This window comes from Streptomyces canarius, assembly GCF_014650735.1.
GTDB classification, from domain to species: Bacteria; Actinomycetota; Actinomycetes; order Streptomycetales; family Streptomycetaceae; genus Streptomyces; species Streptomyces olivaceoviridis.
This window is the reverse complement of sequence record NZ_BMVN01000001.1, coordinates 448802-463833: the sequence shown is the minus strand read 5'-3', so window position 1 is coordinate 463833 and position 15032 is coordinate 448802. Positions and strand designations below refer to the sequence as shown.

Annotated in this window: 12 protein-coding genes; 3 read left to right on the top strand and 9 right to left on the bottom strand. The window is 75.0% G+C overall.

Going from position 1 to position 15032, the window contains the following annotated elements; all coding sequences use genetic code 11:
* Positions 1-52: 52 nt before the first annotated feature.
* A complete protein-coding gene (locus IE294_RS01920; RefSeq protein ID WP_229916986.1) occupies positions 53-841 on the bottom strand; it encodes a GntR family transcriptional regulator in 789 nt (262 codons plus the stop codon).
* A gap of 179 nt (positions 842-1020) precedes the next feature.
* Between IE294_RS01920 and IE294_RS01915 the strand changes: the two genes are divergently transcribed.
* The gene (locus tag IE294_RS01915) at positions 1021-1863 is read left to right on the top strand and encodes a (2Fe-2S)-binding protein (protein WP_189881568.1); all 843 of its coding nucleotides are present in this window, start codon (positions 1021-1023) and stop codon (positions 1861-1863) included.
* 316 nt (positions 1864-2179) lie between these two features.
* Complete coding sequence (locus IE294_RS01910; RefSeq protein ID WP_189813834.1) at positions 2180-3223, top strand: DUF2637 domain-containing protein; 1044 nt, start codon at positions 2180-2182, stop codon at positions 3221-3223.
* A gap of 78 nt (positions 3224-3301) precedes the next feature.
* On the opposite strand, the gene IE294_RS01905 is transcribed toward IE294_RS01910, so the two are convergent.
* The 3 genes from IE294_RS01905 to IE294_RS01895 form a co-directional block, all read right to left on the bottom strand.
* Positions 3302-3745, bottom strand: coding sequence for an ATP-binding protein (locus tag IE294_RS01905; protein WP_189881566.1), 444 nt, complete (start codon positions 3743-3745; stop codon positions 3302-3304).
* Between the two features lie 318 nt (positions 3746-4063).
* Positions 4064-5806, bottom strand: a complete 1743-nt coding sequence (locus IE294_RS01900) for a pyruvate dehydrogenase (protein ID WP_189881564.1) — start codon at positions 5804-5806, stop codon at positions 4064-4066.
* Positions 5807-5875: 69 nt separating this feature from the next.
* Positions 5876-7207, bottom strand: coding sequence for a protein phosphatase 2C domain-containing protein (locus IE294_RS01895; protein ID WP_189881562.1), 1332 nt, complete (start codon positions 7205-7207; stop codon positions 5876-5878).
* 296 nt (positions 7208-7503) lie between these two features.
* On the opposite strand from IE294_RS01895, the gene IE294_RS01890 reads away from it, so the two are divergent.
* Positions 7504-8493, top strand: a complete 990-nt coding sequence (locus tag IE294_RS01890) for a helix-turn-helix domain-containing protein (protein ID WP_189881560.1) — start codon at positions 7504-7506, stop codon at positions 8491-8493.
* Positions 8494-8515: 22 nt separating this feature from the next.
* On the opposite strand, the gene IE294_RS01885 is transcribed toward IE294_RS01890, so the two are convergent.
* The 5 genes from IE294_RS01885 to IE294_RS01865 all read right to left on the bottom strand — a co-directional run bounded on the left by IE294_RS01885 (position 8516) and on the right by IE294_RS01865 (position 14824).
* Positions 8516-9784, bottom strand: coding sequence for an SGNH/GDSL hydrolase family protein (locus IE294_RS01885; protein ID WP_189881558.1), 1269 nt, complete (start codon positions 9782-9784; stop codon positions 8516-8518).
* A 198-nt stretch (positions 9785-9982) separates the two neighbouring features.
* Positions 9983-10471, bottom strand: a complete 489-nt coding sequence (locus IE294_RS01880; protein WP_189881557.1) for a methylated-DNA--[protein]-cysteine S-methyltransferase — start codon at positions 10469-10471, stop codon at positions 9983-9985.
* A 52-nt stretch (positions 10472-10523) separates the two neighbouring features.
* Positions 10524-11921: a bifunctional transcriptional activator/DNA repair enzyme AdaA gene (locus IE294_RS01875; RefSeq protein WP_189881555.1), complete on the bottom strand. Its 1398-nt coding sequence runs from the start codon at positions 11919-11921 to the stop codon at positions 10524-10526.
* A gap of 79 nt (positions 11922-12000) precedes the next feature.
* Positions 12001-13095, bottom strand: coding sequence for a ribosome small subunit-dependent GTPase A (gene rsgA / locus IE294_RS01870; RefSeq protein ID WP_189881553.1), 1095 nt, complete (start codon positions 13093-13095; stop codon positions 12001-12003).
* 253 nt (positions 13096-13348) lie between these two features.
* On the bottom strand, positions 13349-14824 hold the full coding sequence (locus tag IE294_RS01865; protein WP_189881551.1) for a cellulose-binding domain-containing protein: 1476 nt from the start codon (positions 14822-14824) through the stop codon (positions 13349-13351).
* Positions 14825-15032: the final 208 nt, after the last annotated feature.

Here is a 15032-nt window from a genome sequence, read left to right as displayed (position 1 = left end):
CGCAACCCGCACCCGGCGGACGGCCGGTACCCGGGCGGCGCCCCCTCAGTACTCAGCCCGCGCCCGCGAAATGCCCGCCCACCAGCCCCCGCACCCGCTCCACGTCGCCGGAGGCGAGGGCGTCCAGCAGGGCGAGGTGCTCCGCCGCGTCGGCGACCAGCTCGCCCCCTCCCCGACGCACCGGGGGCCACTGGGAGCGCCGGTGCAGGTCCTCGGCGATGCGGAGCAGTTGCTCGTTGCCCGACAGGGCGAGCAGCGCCCGGTGGAAGGCCCGGTCGGACTCCGCGTACGTCGCCGGGCAGCCGGCGGCGGCCACCCGTACCGTCTCCTCCGCGAGCGGTCGCAGCTCGGCCCACCGCTCGGCCGGCACCGTCCGCGCGAGCCGCAGCATCACCGGCACCTCGATGAGCGCGCGCACCTCCGCCAGCTCGGCCAGCTCCCGCGCGCCCCGCTCGACCACCCGGAAGCCACGGTTGGGCACGACCTCGACGGCGCCCTCCAGCGCGAGCTGCTGCATGGCCTCCCGCACCGGCGTGGCCGAGACGCCGAAGCGGTCGCCGAGCACCGGCGCCGAGTAGACCTCGCCCGGCTTCAGCTCGCCGGTGACCAGCGCCGTGCGCAGCGCGTCCAGGATCTGCCCGCGCACCGAGGAGCGCCGCACCGCGGCCCGCGGCTCCGGGACCGGCCGCTCGCCGTGGGTGTGCTCGCCCCGCGCCGTGCCCGGCACCGCGGCGTCCCGTTCCCGGCCCGGGTCGGCACCGTCGGCGGGCCGCTGCCGCTGCTGCGCGGGCACCCGGGCGGCGCCCGGCGCGCCCGGGGAGCCCTGCACGCCCTGCTTCACGGCTCCTCCTGGCGGCTTGTCGGCACTTGGGGTCATTAACGACGGGTTGTCGCTTGTCCGTCAAGCACCTTAGGCGCACCGGGCGGCAGTTCAAATTCCGACAACTCCAGGTAAGGTAAGGCTTACCTGTTCAGCCCAGTCCGTGACCGCGGACGCGTCCAAGGACCGGTGGTCCCGCCATGCCCGCTGCGGCCTCGCCGCTCACCGCCGCGTACGACCGCCTCGCCACGGCCTTCCCGGGCCTGGCGGTGACCGAGCTGGGCCCGGACGACCCGGCACCCGCGGGCGGGGGCTGGACCGCCGCCGCCGGGCTCGCGGCGGGCGGCGCGGAGATGGACGCCTTCCTCGCCCGGGACGCGGACCAGGTGGTGCGGGACTACGGCCGGCCGGCCCGCCCGGACGTCGTCGCGAGCTTCGGCCTGCACCGCTACGCCTGGCCGGCCTGCCTGCTGATCACCGTTCCGTGGTTCCTGCACCGCCGGGTGCCCCGGCTGCCCGTGACACACGTCTGGTACGACCGCACGGCCGGCCGGATGGCCGTACGGCCCCCCGTCTCCGTCGCCTGCCTGCCGGGCGACCCCGCCGCCGCGCTGCCCGGCACGGTCGTCGTACCGGACGAGGAGGCGCTGCGGGCCGAGGTGCGGGCGGCCGTCGCCGAGCACCTGGAGCCGGTGCTCGGCGCCTTCGGGCCCCGGATGCGGCGGCGCGGGCGCGCGCTGTGGGGCATGGCGACCGACGAGGTCGCGGAGGGGCTGTGGTACGTCGCCCGGCTGTTCGGCGAGCGGGAGGAGGCGCGGGCCGTGCGGGAGCTGGAGCTGCTGCTGCCGGGGGCGACCCCGCCGTACGCCGGTTCCGCCGGGTTCCGGACGCCGGCCGGGCCGGACGGCTCACCGCTGCCCACCCGGGACCGGGTGAGCTGCTGCATGTTCTACACCGTCCGCCCGCAGGACATCTGCGCCACCTGCCCGCGCACCTGTGACGGCGGGCGGATCGCCAAACCCGCCGCGTCCGCAGCCGCTTGAGGGGCCCTCAGGGACGGAGCACGCCCCAGGGTCCACTAAGATCACCGGCACAGGACCACCCACCCTCGGCCCGGTTCCCGGACAGGTGATTCACAACTTCCTCACCTGTCGCGGGAACTTTCCGAGGAACCACCCGTACGGGTAGTCTTATTCGAACTCAACTCCCGCCCCTCACGCGGCAGTTCGAGCAGAACGCCGTCCCTGGGCATTCCCTTGCACCTTATTGGCGGCCTCTTGCCCCGAAACCCCCTGAGGGCCCTCGGGAGTGGGCCACTATGGCGGGCGTTACGCCCTATCCCAATGCAAGGGACCCCTGATGAGACTGACCGACATATCGCTGAACTGGCTGCTTCCGGGCGCCGTACTGCTCCTGGGCGTGCTGGCGGCGGTGGCGGTGCTCGCGCGCGGCAAGCGCTCCTCCGGGGAGAACGCGAGCGCGGACGACTCGTGGGAGCGCAGCGAGGAGCGCCGCAGGCGCAAGGAGGCCATCTACGGCACGGCCTCCTACGTACTCCTTTTCTGCTGTGCGGCGGTGGCGGCTGCGCTGTCCTTCCACGGCCTCGTCGGCTTCGGTGAGCAGAACCTCGGGCTGACCGACGGCTGGCAGTACCTGGTGCCGTTCGGCCTGGACGGCGCGGCGATGTTCTGCTCCGTCCTCGCGGTCCGCGAGGCCAGCCACGGCGACGCGGCGCTCGGTTCCCGGATACTCGTCTGGCTGTTCGCCGCGGCGGCGGCCTGGTTCAACTGGGTGCACGCGCCCCGGGGCGCGGGGCACGCCGGTGCGCCGCAGTTCTTCTCCGGCATGTCGCTGTCGGCGGCCGTGCTGTTCGACCGGGCGTTGAAGCAGACCCGCCGGGCCGCGCTGCGCGAGCAGGGCCTGGTGCCGCGTCCGCTGCCGCAGATCCGGATCGTGCGCTGGGTGCGGGCGCCCCGCGAGACGTACAGGGCCTGGTCGCTGATGCTCCTTGAGGGCGTGCGCAGCCTCGACGAGGCCGTCGAGGAGGTCCGCGAGGACAAGCGGCAGAAGGAGGAGACCCGGCAGCGGCGGCGCGACCAGCAGCGTGTGGAGCGCGCCCAGCTGAAGGCGATCAGCCGGGGCCACCGCGGCTTCGTCGGCCGGGGCGCCGGCCGGCAGGTGGAGGTGCAGGCCGTGGAGCGCGGCCCGGCTCCCGCGACCGCGGAGCCTGCCATATCGACCGCGGAACAACTGCCCGTCCGCGCACGGCCCTCCCTTCAGCGGGTCCCCAGCGGGAGTGAGCCGGTGACCGTCGACCTCACCGCCGAGGACGACACCATGGCCCTGCCGCGCCTGGACTCCCTGGAGCGCAAGCTGAAGGACCTGGAGCAGCAGTTCGGCTGACGGGCCCCGCGGTGCGACCGCGGTACGGGACGGGGGCGTGACCGCGCGGGTCACGCCCCCGTCCCGTCGCGCTGTGCCTCACGCCGCCTCGGCGCCGAGTTCGAACCACACCGACTTGCCCACCTCGTGCGGCCGTACGCCCCAGGCGTCGGCGAGGGACCGCACCAGCAGCAGGCCCCGGCCGTGGGTGTCGTCGTCCGTCTCCGGCGCGTGCGGCTCGGGTCTGCGGGCCACGAAGTCCCGCACCTCCACGCGCAGTCCGCCCGGGTCCACGACGGCCGTGAGCACGGCGTCGTCATCGGTGTGGACGAGCGCGTTGGTGACGAGTTCGCTGGTGAGCAGTTCGGCTATCTCCGAGCGGCCCGGTTTGCCCCAGTGCCGCAGCAGTTCGCGCAGCTCCCGGCGGGCCTCCGGCACCGCCCTGAGGTCCGCCCGGCCCAGCTCGCGCCGCAGTTGCCGCGCGTGTTCGGTGATGGTGTCGGTCCGTTCCCCCGTTGTCGCCGAGAAGGCCCCTACCGTCACGGGACCGCCCCCTCGCGCCTGCCTCTTCATGACCCCCGCCCGCACGCCGCCGGTCCCTGCCCCTCCTGGTCGAACACGTTCACGGGGGGATGCTTGCCCAGCAGGCTCCCGGGCAGTCCTGGCGCATGCCCGATGACCGGTGGTTCAGCCATATCCGTGCCCCGCCCGGTCCGGCTGTCGGACACCGCGGCGGCCGGACCTCGCGCTCACCGGACGCCGCCGGACGCCACGGACGTCCCGGGACACCGGTCCGGCCGCGTCCGGCACCGGTTGACGTCGCATCGTCACGCCACGTGAAACTGGCCGAAATCACTCCCCTTAGGGCCGCGGTACGTTGCGCAGGTTGGAGCGGGCCATCTGGAGCATCCGGCCGACCCCGCCGTCCAGCACGATCTTGGAGGCGGACAGCGCGAACCCGGTGACCATCTCGGCGCTGATCTTCGGCGGGATGGACAGCGCGTTGGGGTCGGTGACGACGTCCACCAGGGCGGGCCCCTTGTGCCTGAAGGCGTCCTTGAGGGCCGCCGCGAGCTGCTTCGGCTTCTCCACGCGCACGCCGTACGCGCCGCAGGCCCGGGCGACGGCGGCGAAGTCGGGGTTGGTGTTGCCGGTGCCGTACGAGGGCAGTCCGGCGACCAGCATCTCCAGCTCGACCATGCCGAGGGAGGAGTTGTTGAACAGCACCACCTTGACCGGCAGGTCGTGCTGCACGAGGGTCAGGAAGTCCCCCATCAGCATGGAGAATCCGCCGTCCCCGGCCATGGCGACCACCTGCCGGCGCCGGTCGGTGAACTGGGCACCGATCGCCATCGGCAGCGCGTTCGCCATCGACCCGTGCGAGAAGGAACCGATGATCCGGCGGCGGCCGTTGGGCGAGACGTACCGGGCGGTCCAGACGTTGCACATCCCGGTGTCCACGGTGAACACGGCGTCCCCGTCGGCGACTTCGTCCAGTACGGCGGCCACGTACTCGGGGTGGATCGGGATGTGCTTGTCGACCTTCCGGGTGTACGCCTTGACCACGCCCTCCAGCGCGTCGGCGTGCTTCTTCAACATCCGGTCGAGGAAGCGCCGGTCCGTCTTCTCCTTCACACGCGGGATCAGGCACCGCAGCGTCTCGCGGGCATCGCCCCACACGGCCAGGTCGAGCCGCGAGCGGCGGCCGAGCACCTCGGGCCGTACGTCGATCTGCGCGATCCGCACGTCGTCCGGCAGGAACGCGTTGTACGGGAAGTCGGTGCCGACCAGGATCAGCAGATCGCACTCGTGGGTGGCCTCGTAGGCGGCGCCGTAGCCGAGCAGTCCGCTCATGCCGACGTCGTACGGGTTGTCGTACTGGATGAACTCCTTGCCGCGCAGCGCGTGCCCGACCGGCGACTTGATCTTCCCGGCGAACTCCATGACCTCGGCGTGGGCGCCGGCCGTGCCGCTCCCGCAGAACAGGGTGACCCTGCCGGCCGCGTCGATCATCTCCGCGAGCGCGTCGATCTCGGCGTCGCCCGGCCGCACGGTGGGCCGTGAGGTCACGAGCGCGCTCTGCGCCGCCTTCTCCGGGGCCGGCTCGGCGGCGATGTCGCCGGGCAGGGCCACCACGCTCACCCCGCTGCGGCCGACCGCGTGCTGGATGGCGGTCTGGAGCAGCCGGGGCATCTGCTTCGGGCTGGAGATCAGCTCGCAGTAGTGGCTGCACTCCTGGAACAGCCGTTCCGGATGGGTCTCCTGGAAGTAGCCGAGGCCGATCTCGCTCGACGGGATGTGCGAGGCGAGGGCCAGCACCGGGGCCATCGAGCGGTGGGCGTCGTACAGGCCGTTGATCAGGTGCAGGTTGCCCGGGCCGCAGGAGCCGGCGCAGGCGGCCAGCTTCCCGGTGATCTGTGCCTCGGCGCCGGCCGCGAAGGCGGCGGTCTCCTCGTGGCGTACGTGGATCCAGTCGATGGCGGCGTTGCGGCGGACGGCGTCCACGACCGGGTTGAGGCTGTCGCCGACGACGCCGTACAGGCGCCGCACCCCGGCGCGGACGAGGATGTCGACGAACTGCTCGGCGACGTTCTGTTTGGCCATGGCGCGCGTCAGCCCCTTCACTGTCCCGGGATACGGCCTACCCGTTCCATCAATCCACAGGGGCGGTGATCACGCCTCCCACACGGCCGCCGCCGTACGGTCGTCGGCGTAGCCCTTCACCCGTACCTGGGCGTCGGCGAGGAAGGCGGCGAGACCCGGCGGAGTACGGCCCGACCAGCGACGGGCCAGGTAGGCGCAGAGGGCGGGCTCGTCGCGCAGGGGGCCGGCCAGGCCCGCCGTGCACATCACCAGCGCATCACCCGTGCGGGCTACCGAGGCCCGGAACCGGAACGGCTCGCGGGGCGGCTGCGGGGCCGGCACCGCGGGCTCGAACGGGCTCGGCGGGGCCGGGAGGCCGAGGTCCATCGTCAGCCGGTCACCCTCGGGCGTCCGCTCCGGCGGCGCGCCGGGGCCGGCGACGGGTGCGCCGGTGCCGCCCTCGGGCGCGGCCTGCGGCTCGATGTCCTGCCAGGCGTCGTCCCGCAACCGGAACAGCCCGCCGTCTCCGACGCCGAAGAACACGCGGGTCCGGCAGTCCGGGTCGGCGGGCAGCAGCAGACAGCGCAGGCTCGCCGTGTACTCCTCGGGGTCCAGGCCCTGTTCGGCGGCGCTCGCGCGGAGCTTGCCGAGACTGCGGTCGGTCAGCCGGTGCAGACCCGACTTCAGGTCGCCGCGCCGGGCCGCGCGGATGTCCGCCACGAGCCGCTGGTGGCTGCGGCCCACGGCCCGCCCGATCCAGCGGCACGCCTCGGCCGCCGCCAGGTGCGCATCCGGCGCGGCTCGGGCCCCGGTGGCCATCGCGACCAGGACCAGAGCCTGCTCCCCCGCCCCGAACCGCGCGGTGAGCAGCGCGTCCCGGCGCGGCTCGCCCCGGTACCGGGCCGAGTCCCCGCGCAGCGACACGGCCCGCAGTGTGCAGGCGCCGTACCGGGCCCCGTCCAGCACGGTGTCCGCGACCAGCTCGCCGAGCCCGTCCGGCTCGGCGAGCGGGAGCGCGGTGGGCTCGGGATCGTAGGTGGGGGGACCGGAACCGACGTAGTCGACGGAGGGCGGTGGACTGCTCTCGGCGGGCGGGGCGGACTCGGTGGGGAGGGCGGGCTGTGGCGGTGGCGGCGGCGCGGTCCGCTGGGTCGGCACCGGCGCCTTCGCGGGAGCCGGTGCCGGCGGCGCCGGCTCGGCTGCTCCGGGACGGACCGGTACCGCGTCAGCCGGCTCGGGATCCACCGGTCCGGGCTCCGCCGTGTCCGTCGGCCGTCCCCCCACCGCGTTCCGCGCCGAGGCGAAGCGGTCGTCCAGGGAATCGGGCGCTGCCGTGGGACCCGTGTCCGCGGTGGAGTCGTCGTACAGCTGCCCCCACCAGTCGTCGTCGTGACGGGCGGGGCTTCCCCCCTGCTGGCTCATGCCCTTCATTGTCCACCGCACGGGCGGTGGGAAAACGGGGCATCAGGAAAATTCGGCGCATCGCCCCCGTCGAACGACGGGTCGAGTGAGCGGGTGAACTGCCGTACGAGCGGCGGCTGGTGGCCGCCGGGCGGCCCCACCCCCCACGGGAGGACCGCCCGGCGGCGTCCGCACCCACCTTGGCAGAGTCCCCACCGGTACGACGATGATGTCCGGCGGCGGGTTTGCGCCGTGGCCGGTTTCCGCCACGTCGTTCCGCTTCCGTCGGTTTGTGCACTGGGGAGGGACGCGGGGCGATGCTGGCAGCGATAGGGCTGGACGAGACGCACGAGGCGGCGTACCGGGCGCTGGTGTCCGTGGGCGCGGCCGACGTCACCGATCTGGCGCGGCGCCTGACGCTGGCCGAGCACGACACCGAGCGGGCGCTGCGCCGGCTGGAGCGGCAGGGTCTCGCGGCCCAGTCCTCGGCGTGGCCGGGCCGCTGGGTGGCGGCTCCGCCCGGGGTGGCGCTGGGCGCGCTGCTCACCCAGCAGCGGCACGAGCTGGAGAAGGCGGAGCTGGCGGCGGCGCTGCTCGCCGAGGAGTACCGGGCGGCGGCGGCCGAGCCGGCGGTGCACGACCTGGTGGAGGTGGTGACCGGCGCCTCGGCGGTCGCGCAGCGCTTCCTCCAGCTCCAGCTGGGCGCGGCCGAGGAGGTGTGCGCGCTGGTGACCGAAAACCCGGTGGCCGTCTCCGGCACGGAGAACGACGCGGAGGAGCAGGCGGCCGGGCGCGGGGTGCGCTACCGGGTGGTGGTGGAGCGGGCGGTGCTGGACCTGCCGCACGGGCTCACCGAGCTGACGGCGGCGCTCGGCCGGGACGAGCGGGTGCGGGTGGTGGACCGGGTGCCGACGAAGCTGGTGGTGGCCGACCGGTCGCTCGCGATGGTGCCGCTGACGTCGAGGACGGCGGAGCCGGCCGCGCTGGTGGTGCACGCCAGCGGGCTGCTGGAGCTCCTCGCCGGACTGTTCGAGTCGGTGTGGCGGGAGGCGCTGCCGTTGCGGCTCGGCGCCGCCGGGGTGACCGAGGGCGAGCCGGACGGCCCGGACGCCACCGATCTGAAGGTGCTGTCGCTGCTGCTGGCGGGGCTGACCGACGCGAGCGTGGCCAAGGCTCTCGACCTGGGCCTGCGGACGGTGCAGCGCCGGGTACGACGCCTGATGGAACTGGCCGGGGTGACCACCCGGCTCCAACTGGGCTGGCACGCCCGCGAACGCGGCTGGGTGTCCCGCGGAGCGGGCGGCTGACCGCCGGCGCGCCGGTGCGGCCTCACCTGCCTGCCGGTCGCGGGCGCGGTGCCGTGCGGGTGACCGGCGCCGTGGCGTGGGCGCGGCCCGTCAGGCCGGATCCGAGCGGCCCCTGGGTCAGCACGCGGTGGACGGTGTCGGCCACCGCGGCCATGCCCGCGTCGTTGAAGTGCAGGTGGTCGCCGGGGTCGTAGGCGGGCAGGATGCGGCCGGGGTCGTCGGGGTCCCGGACGGTCGCGTCCGCGTCGGCGACCGCGTCGAAGGCGCCACCGTCCCGGATGAAGGCGTTCACCCGCTGCCGTACCGCCTCGCCGGCGGCGGTCCAGGCGGGGTATCCGCCGTACGGGGTGAGGGTGACGCCGACGACCCGGACACCGCGGGCGTGGGCCCGGGTCACCACGGTGCGGTAGGCGTCCGCGAAGGCGGCGGTGTCGTTCGCCTCCGGGGTGCCCTTGATGTCGTTGATGCCCTCGAAGACGACCAGGACCCGCACCCCGGCCCGGTCCAGCGCGTCCGCGTCCAGACGGGCGAGGGCGCTCGGTCCGGCGCCGTCGAGCAGCAGGCGGTTGCCGGCGATGCCCGCGTTGAGGACGCCGAGCCGCCGCTCGCGCAGCCGCTGGGCGAGCCGGTCGGGCCAGCGGCGGTTGGTGTCGGGGGTCGAGCCGTTGCCGTCGGTGAGCGAGTCCCCGAACGCGACGACACTGCCGGCGGCGGGCCCGCGGACATCGACGCCGGTGACGTAGTACCAGCGGCTGGTGGTCGCCGTGTACGCGGTGCCGTCCTCGTCGGCGGCCCGGCCGGCGCCGGCCGGGGCCACGTAGCTGGTCTGGAGGGCGGTGCGGTGATAGGTGGCGGGTCCGGAGTTCTCCGGGGTGTACACGGTGACGAGCAGGTCGGCTCCGGTCGGTACGCGCAGCGGCACCGGGTCGGTGACCGCGTCCGCGCCCGCCGGTACGGTCAGCTCCGTGGCACTGCGGAAGGTGGCGGTGCGCAGGGTGCCGGGTACGGCCTCGGGGCCGGCCGCCCGGCTCAGCGCGACGGTGACCGCGCCGAGGCGCAGGGGCGCGGTGCCGAGCCGGTTGCTGAGCCGGACGCGGACCGCGGTGCCGCCGACGCTGAGGTGGACGACGTTGCGGACGGCGGCGCCGGGCAGCGCGGCGGCGGTGCCGGAGGGCGCGGTCTCCCAGCTCCCGGTCCAGGGCAGCGGGGCCGGCTCGGCGACGGCCGGTGCCGTCAGGCCCGGCAGCAGCGCCGGGAGGAGGACCGCGAGGACCCGTACGACCTTGTCCATGTGTGCCCGCCCTTCCCCGTCGGCCGTCGGAGGCGACCGTGCCACACGGGCGGGCCGCGCCGCCGGAACATCGACGGGGGTCCACCCGCTCGGCGCAACGGGGCACCGGGGAGCCACGGGACGGCGGACGCGGGTGCGGAGGCACGGCGGACGCGGGGCGGGAGGCGTGGCAGGGCGGGGAACGCGGCGGGCGGCGTGTCAGGGGAGCACGCCCTCCAGGGTGAGCAGCCGGACCTTGCGCTCAAGTCCCCCCGCGTAGCCGGTCATCGATCCGTTCGCACCGATCACCCGGTGGCAAGGGCGCACGATGAGCAGCGGGTTGGCGCCGATCGCCCCGCCGACGGCGCGAACGGCGGCGCGGGGCGCACCGATCCGGGCGGCGATCTCGCCGTAGGTGGCGGTGGCGCCGTACGGCAGCTCGTCCAGCGCGGCCCAGACCCGCTGCCGGAACTCGGTGCCGGTCGCCCGCAACGGCAGCCGGAACTCCTTGAGTTCCCCGGCGAAGTAGGCGGCGAGCTGGTCGGCGGCGGCGCGGAACGGCCCGGGGTCGTGCCGCCAGCCGTCCTGGACGGTCCGGCCGCCCTTCTGTCCGGGCACGGACAGGGAGGTGAGCGCGCCGTCCGTGTCGGCGGTGAGCAGCAGCCGCCCGACGGGGGCGTCCAGGTGAGTGCAGTAGACGGTGGTCATCGCAGCGGATTCCTCGGCTCGGCGGTGGTCAGGGGACGGGTGGACAGGGCGGTCACCGGACCGGCTCCCCCGCCAGCAGCAGGTGCCGGACGGCGTACGACCGCCAGGGCCGCCAGGTGTCGGGGACGTCGGCGCCGGGCGGGGCGACGTCGGGATCGCCGAGGGCGCGGACGCGGAGGGTGGCGACGGTGGCCGGGTCCATGCCGGGCACGGCGAGCAGGGCCTCCTCGGCGTCGTGCCGGTCGGCGCCCGGGTCCAGCCGTACGGTGCCGTCGGCTAGGGCGGCGGCGAGCGCGCCCAGCGGGCCGCCGGGCTCGGCCTCGGCGAGGACGGCGGGCTCCGGGAAGAGGTGGGTCAGGCCGCCGTGGGGCGCGTCGAGCACCTTGCCGTACCGGCGCACCAGTTCCTCGGCGCCGCGGATGCCGGCCAGGGCGCGTACGGCGGGCTCCAGCGGGTCCACGGCGCCGGGCGAGCGCAGTCCGGGCCGGGCGGCGACCAGCGGGGCGAGCCGGGGGTCGGCGCCGAGCCGTTCGTCGACGGCGTACGGGTCTGCGTCCAGGTCGAACAGCCGGCGCAGCCGCTGCACGGCGGTGGTGAGGTCCCGGGGGTCGGTGAGGTGCAGCCGGGCGTCGAGCCAGCCGCCCGGGCGGGTGCCGGTGCCGGCCCGCGGGGTGCGGGCGCGTTCGTCGACGGCGGCGAGGCCGGTGCCGTACGGCAGGCGCAGGGTGCGCCGGTAGGTGCGGGCGCCGGGGGCGCCGGTCACCTCCTCGACGCCCGGTACGGCCTCCCGCGCGAGCTGGTCGAAGACGGCGGCGGACTGGTAGGGGCCGCGGTGGGCGAGCCGGAGCGGGATGCCGGCGCCGGGTGCGGTCCGGCGGGCGGCGCGGCTTCGGGGGGCGGCGGCCCGCACCTCGGTGGGGGTCGCGGCGTACACCTCCCGGATGGTGTCGTTGAACTGCCGCACGCTGGCGAACCCGGACGCGAACGCGATCTCGGTGACCGGCAGGTCGGTGGTCCGCAGCAGCACCCGCGCGGTGTGCGCCCGCTGGGCGCGGGCGAGCGCCACGGGCCCGGCGCCCAGCTCGGCGGTGAGCTGCCGCTGGACCTGCCGGGCGCTGTAGCCGAGCCGCGCGGCGAGCCCGGCGACGCCTTCGCGGTCCACGACGCCGTCGGCGATCAGGCGCATGGCCCGGCCGACGACGTCCGCGCGGACGTTCCACTCCGCCGAGCCCGGCACGGCGTCCGGCCGGCACCGCCGGCAGGCCCGGAATCCGGAGCCCTGCGCGGCGGCGGCCGTCGCGAAGAACCGTACGTTGCGCCGTTTCGGCGTCACGGCCGGGCAGCTGGGCCGGCAGTAGATGCCGGTGGTCTCGACGGCGAAGAAGAACACCCCGTCGAACCGCCCGTCCCGGCTCCGCACCGCCTCGTACCTGCTGTCTTCGTCCTTCACGTGGTCCAGTGTGGAGCGGGCGGGAGGGAGGGGCCAGCGGAAATCGGACGTGGAGCCGGCGGGCGCGGCCGGGGTGTCCCTACGCCCACCGCCCCCGCTTGGCCTCCATCGCCGCCTTCCCCTCGGCTCCCTTCCGCCTGTACTCCCGGCGCAGCTCCGCACGGACCCTGGCGTCCGTCTTGGCCACGATCCACTGGTTCTCCCGCAGCAGCTTCCGGTAGCTCTCCAGCCGCCGCTGCGGAAGCTCCCCGTGCTCCACGGCGGACCGCACCGCGCAGCCCGGTTCGGACTCGTGGGCGCAGTCCTGGAACCGGCACCGCTCGGCCAGTTCCTCGATCTCGGTGAACACCTGCCCGACGCCGGTCTCGGCGTCGAAGAGGCCGACGCCCCGCAGGCCGGGGGTGTCGATGAGCACCCCGCCGGAGGGCAGGGCGAGCAGGTTGCGGGTGGTCGTGGTGTGCCGCCCCTTGCCGTCGACGTCGCGGGCCGCCTGCACGTCCATGACGTCGGCGCCGACGAGCGCGTTGGCGAGGGTGGACTTGCCCGCGCCGGACTGGCCGAGCAGCACGCTCGTACCGGAGCCGACGAGCGCGACGAGCACGTCGAGTCCGTCGCCGTGCAGGGCGCTGACGGTGAGGACGGGCACGCCGGGCGCGCTGCTCTCCACGTCCTGCACGAGGTGGGCCAGGGTGACCGGGTCCGGCACGAGGTCGGCCTTGGTGAGGACGACGACGGGCTGGGCGCCGGACTCCCAGGCGAGGGCGAGGAAGCGTTCGACGCGGCCGAGGTCGAGTTCGACGGCGAGGGAGACGGCGACGACGGCGTGGTCGACGTTGGCGGCGAGGATCTGCCCCTCGGACCGCTTGGAGGAGGTGGAGCGGACGAAGGCGGTGCGGCGCGGCAGGTAGGCGCGCACGTACCGGGGGTCGCCGCCGGGGTCGAGGGCGACCCAGTCCCCCGTGCACACGACCTTCATCGGGTCGCGGGGCACGACGAACTCGGTGTCGGCGCGGACGGTCCCGTCCGCGGTGACGACGTCGCACTGTCCGCGGTCGACCCGGACGACCCGTCCGGGCAGCAGCCCGTCGGCCTCGAACGGGGCGAACGCCTCGGCCCAGGACTCGTCCCAGCCGTAGGGAGCCAGTGCGGAGAATTCAGCGGAGGTGGAAGTCAAGGGAGACCCTTCACAAGGGTGGCCCCGGGCAGGCGCGTACGGTGCGCGGTCGGTTCAGCCGGCGGCCACGGAGGTGGACTTGATGAGTTCCTGGATGAGGGCAGCGCCCAGCGCAGTGACAGCCATCTGTCGACACCTCCTCGTCCTCGCTCGCGCGTCCGCACACCACCTCGGCGTGCCAGGCAACTGTAGCCCGTGGACGGGCCGGTACGTCAAAGCATTTTCCGCACGACCGGAAATTCCTCGCCCGCGGTCAACTGACCGTGCAGGGCGATCCGTTGAGCGTGAAGCGGTACGGCGTGCGGTTGCCGCCGGTCAAGGAGCCCAGGAAGCCGAAGGACAGGGTGCCGTGCGCGGCGACCGCCTTGTTGTAGTCGGCGGCGGTGGCGGTGACGCGGGGGCCGTCCTGGTGCACGGTGGCGTCCCACATCTGGCCGACCCGCTGGCCGTCGCGGAAGGCCCAGGACACCTCCCAGCCGGTGAGGGCCTGGTCGGTGGTGACGCTGACGGTGGCCTGGAAGCCGTCGGGCCACTGGCTGTCCAGCTCGTAGGCGACCCGGCAGCCGGCCGGCCGGGTGGTGGCGGGGGTGTTCGCCGGGCCCGCGCGGTGGGTGGCGGAGGAGGTGCCCTGGGGTTCGGGGTCGGGCTTCTGCGGGGCCGGCCGGCGCTCGGTGCGGGTCGCGGAGGCCGGGGCGGAGGAGGAGTGCGTGGCGGTGGGGCGGGCCGCGGTGCGGGAGACGCCGGGGCCGGCGACCGGCTGCCGGTCGTCCTGGGCGGCGGCGGTGTCCTCGGCGGAGCCGCCGAACGGCATCATCGACACACCGAGCGCCAGCGCCGACAGCAGCACCGCGGTGGCGAGGAGTCCGCCGCGCAGCACCCTGCTGCGGCCCGTGCCCTCCTCGCGGTCGTCGGCGTCGGCGCCGCCCGGGCGGCCCGCGCCGAGGCGGACCTCGGTGGCGCGGCGGCGCCGCTCCAGGTAGGCGAGGCCGCCCCAGCCGATCACGCCGCCGGCCAGCGCGCCGGGCAGTCCGCCGCCGTGCAGGCGCAGACAGGCGGCGGCCTCGGCGCACCGCACGCAGGTGGCGAGGTGCCGGGAGAGGTCGCCGGGGGTCTCGGCGACGGTCGAGCGGGTGACCGCGTCCAGCAGGCGGGCGTAGCTGCGGCACTGCGCGTCCATCGGGGAGTCGAGGTGGGCGCGGTGGCAGCGGTCCCGGAACAGGCCGCGGACCTGGTCGAGTTCGTCGGCGACGGTGGCCGGGTCCAGGCCGAGCCGGCGGGCCACGGTGGGCAGCGGGAGCGCCTCCACCTCGGCCAGCCAGAGCAGGGCGGCGTCCGCCTCCTGCATGTCCCGCAATCCCCGCAGCGCGACCGGCCGGCCGAGCGGTGGCCCGCAGAACCGGGCCGCGCTGCCGGAGTTGAGCCACAGTCGCAGCTCGGGGTCGAGCTTGTGCCCCTGCCCGCCGGCCTCCCAGGCGGCGGCGGTGGCGCGTACGGCGGTGAGCAGCGCCGGGATCGTCGGCAGCCGTGCGGTGCGGCTGCCGGCGCCGCGCACATGGGTGCTCGCGGCGGCGCGGACCTCGCGCATGCCGAGCGTGAACGCCTCGGTGGCGAGCTGGTGGGCCGTCAGGGAACCGGAGGTGCACAGGTCGGCGTAGGAGAGCACCGCGTCCCAGCACTCCGAGAACAGCGCGGCCTCGGTGTCGTCCTGAGGGGTCGGCAGGTCGGGCATGGGACTCCTGCATCCACGAGCGAGGGCAACTCACCAAAGGGGAAAAGGAGTTGCGGGGAACCCCGCGGCAGGGCACAGAGCCTTTCACGCTCCCGCCACAACTGACAAGCGGCCTGTTCACATCCGGCTACCGACAGTGGCGGCGGGCGCGCGTGCCGCGATCAGCCCGCGACTCCGGCCTTGGGTACGGACGCGGACACGGTTCTGC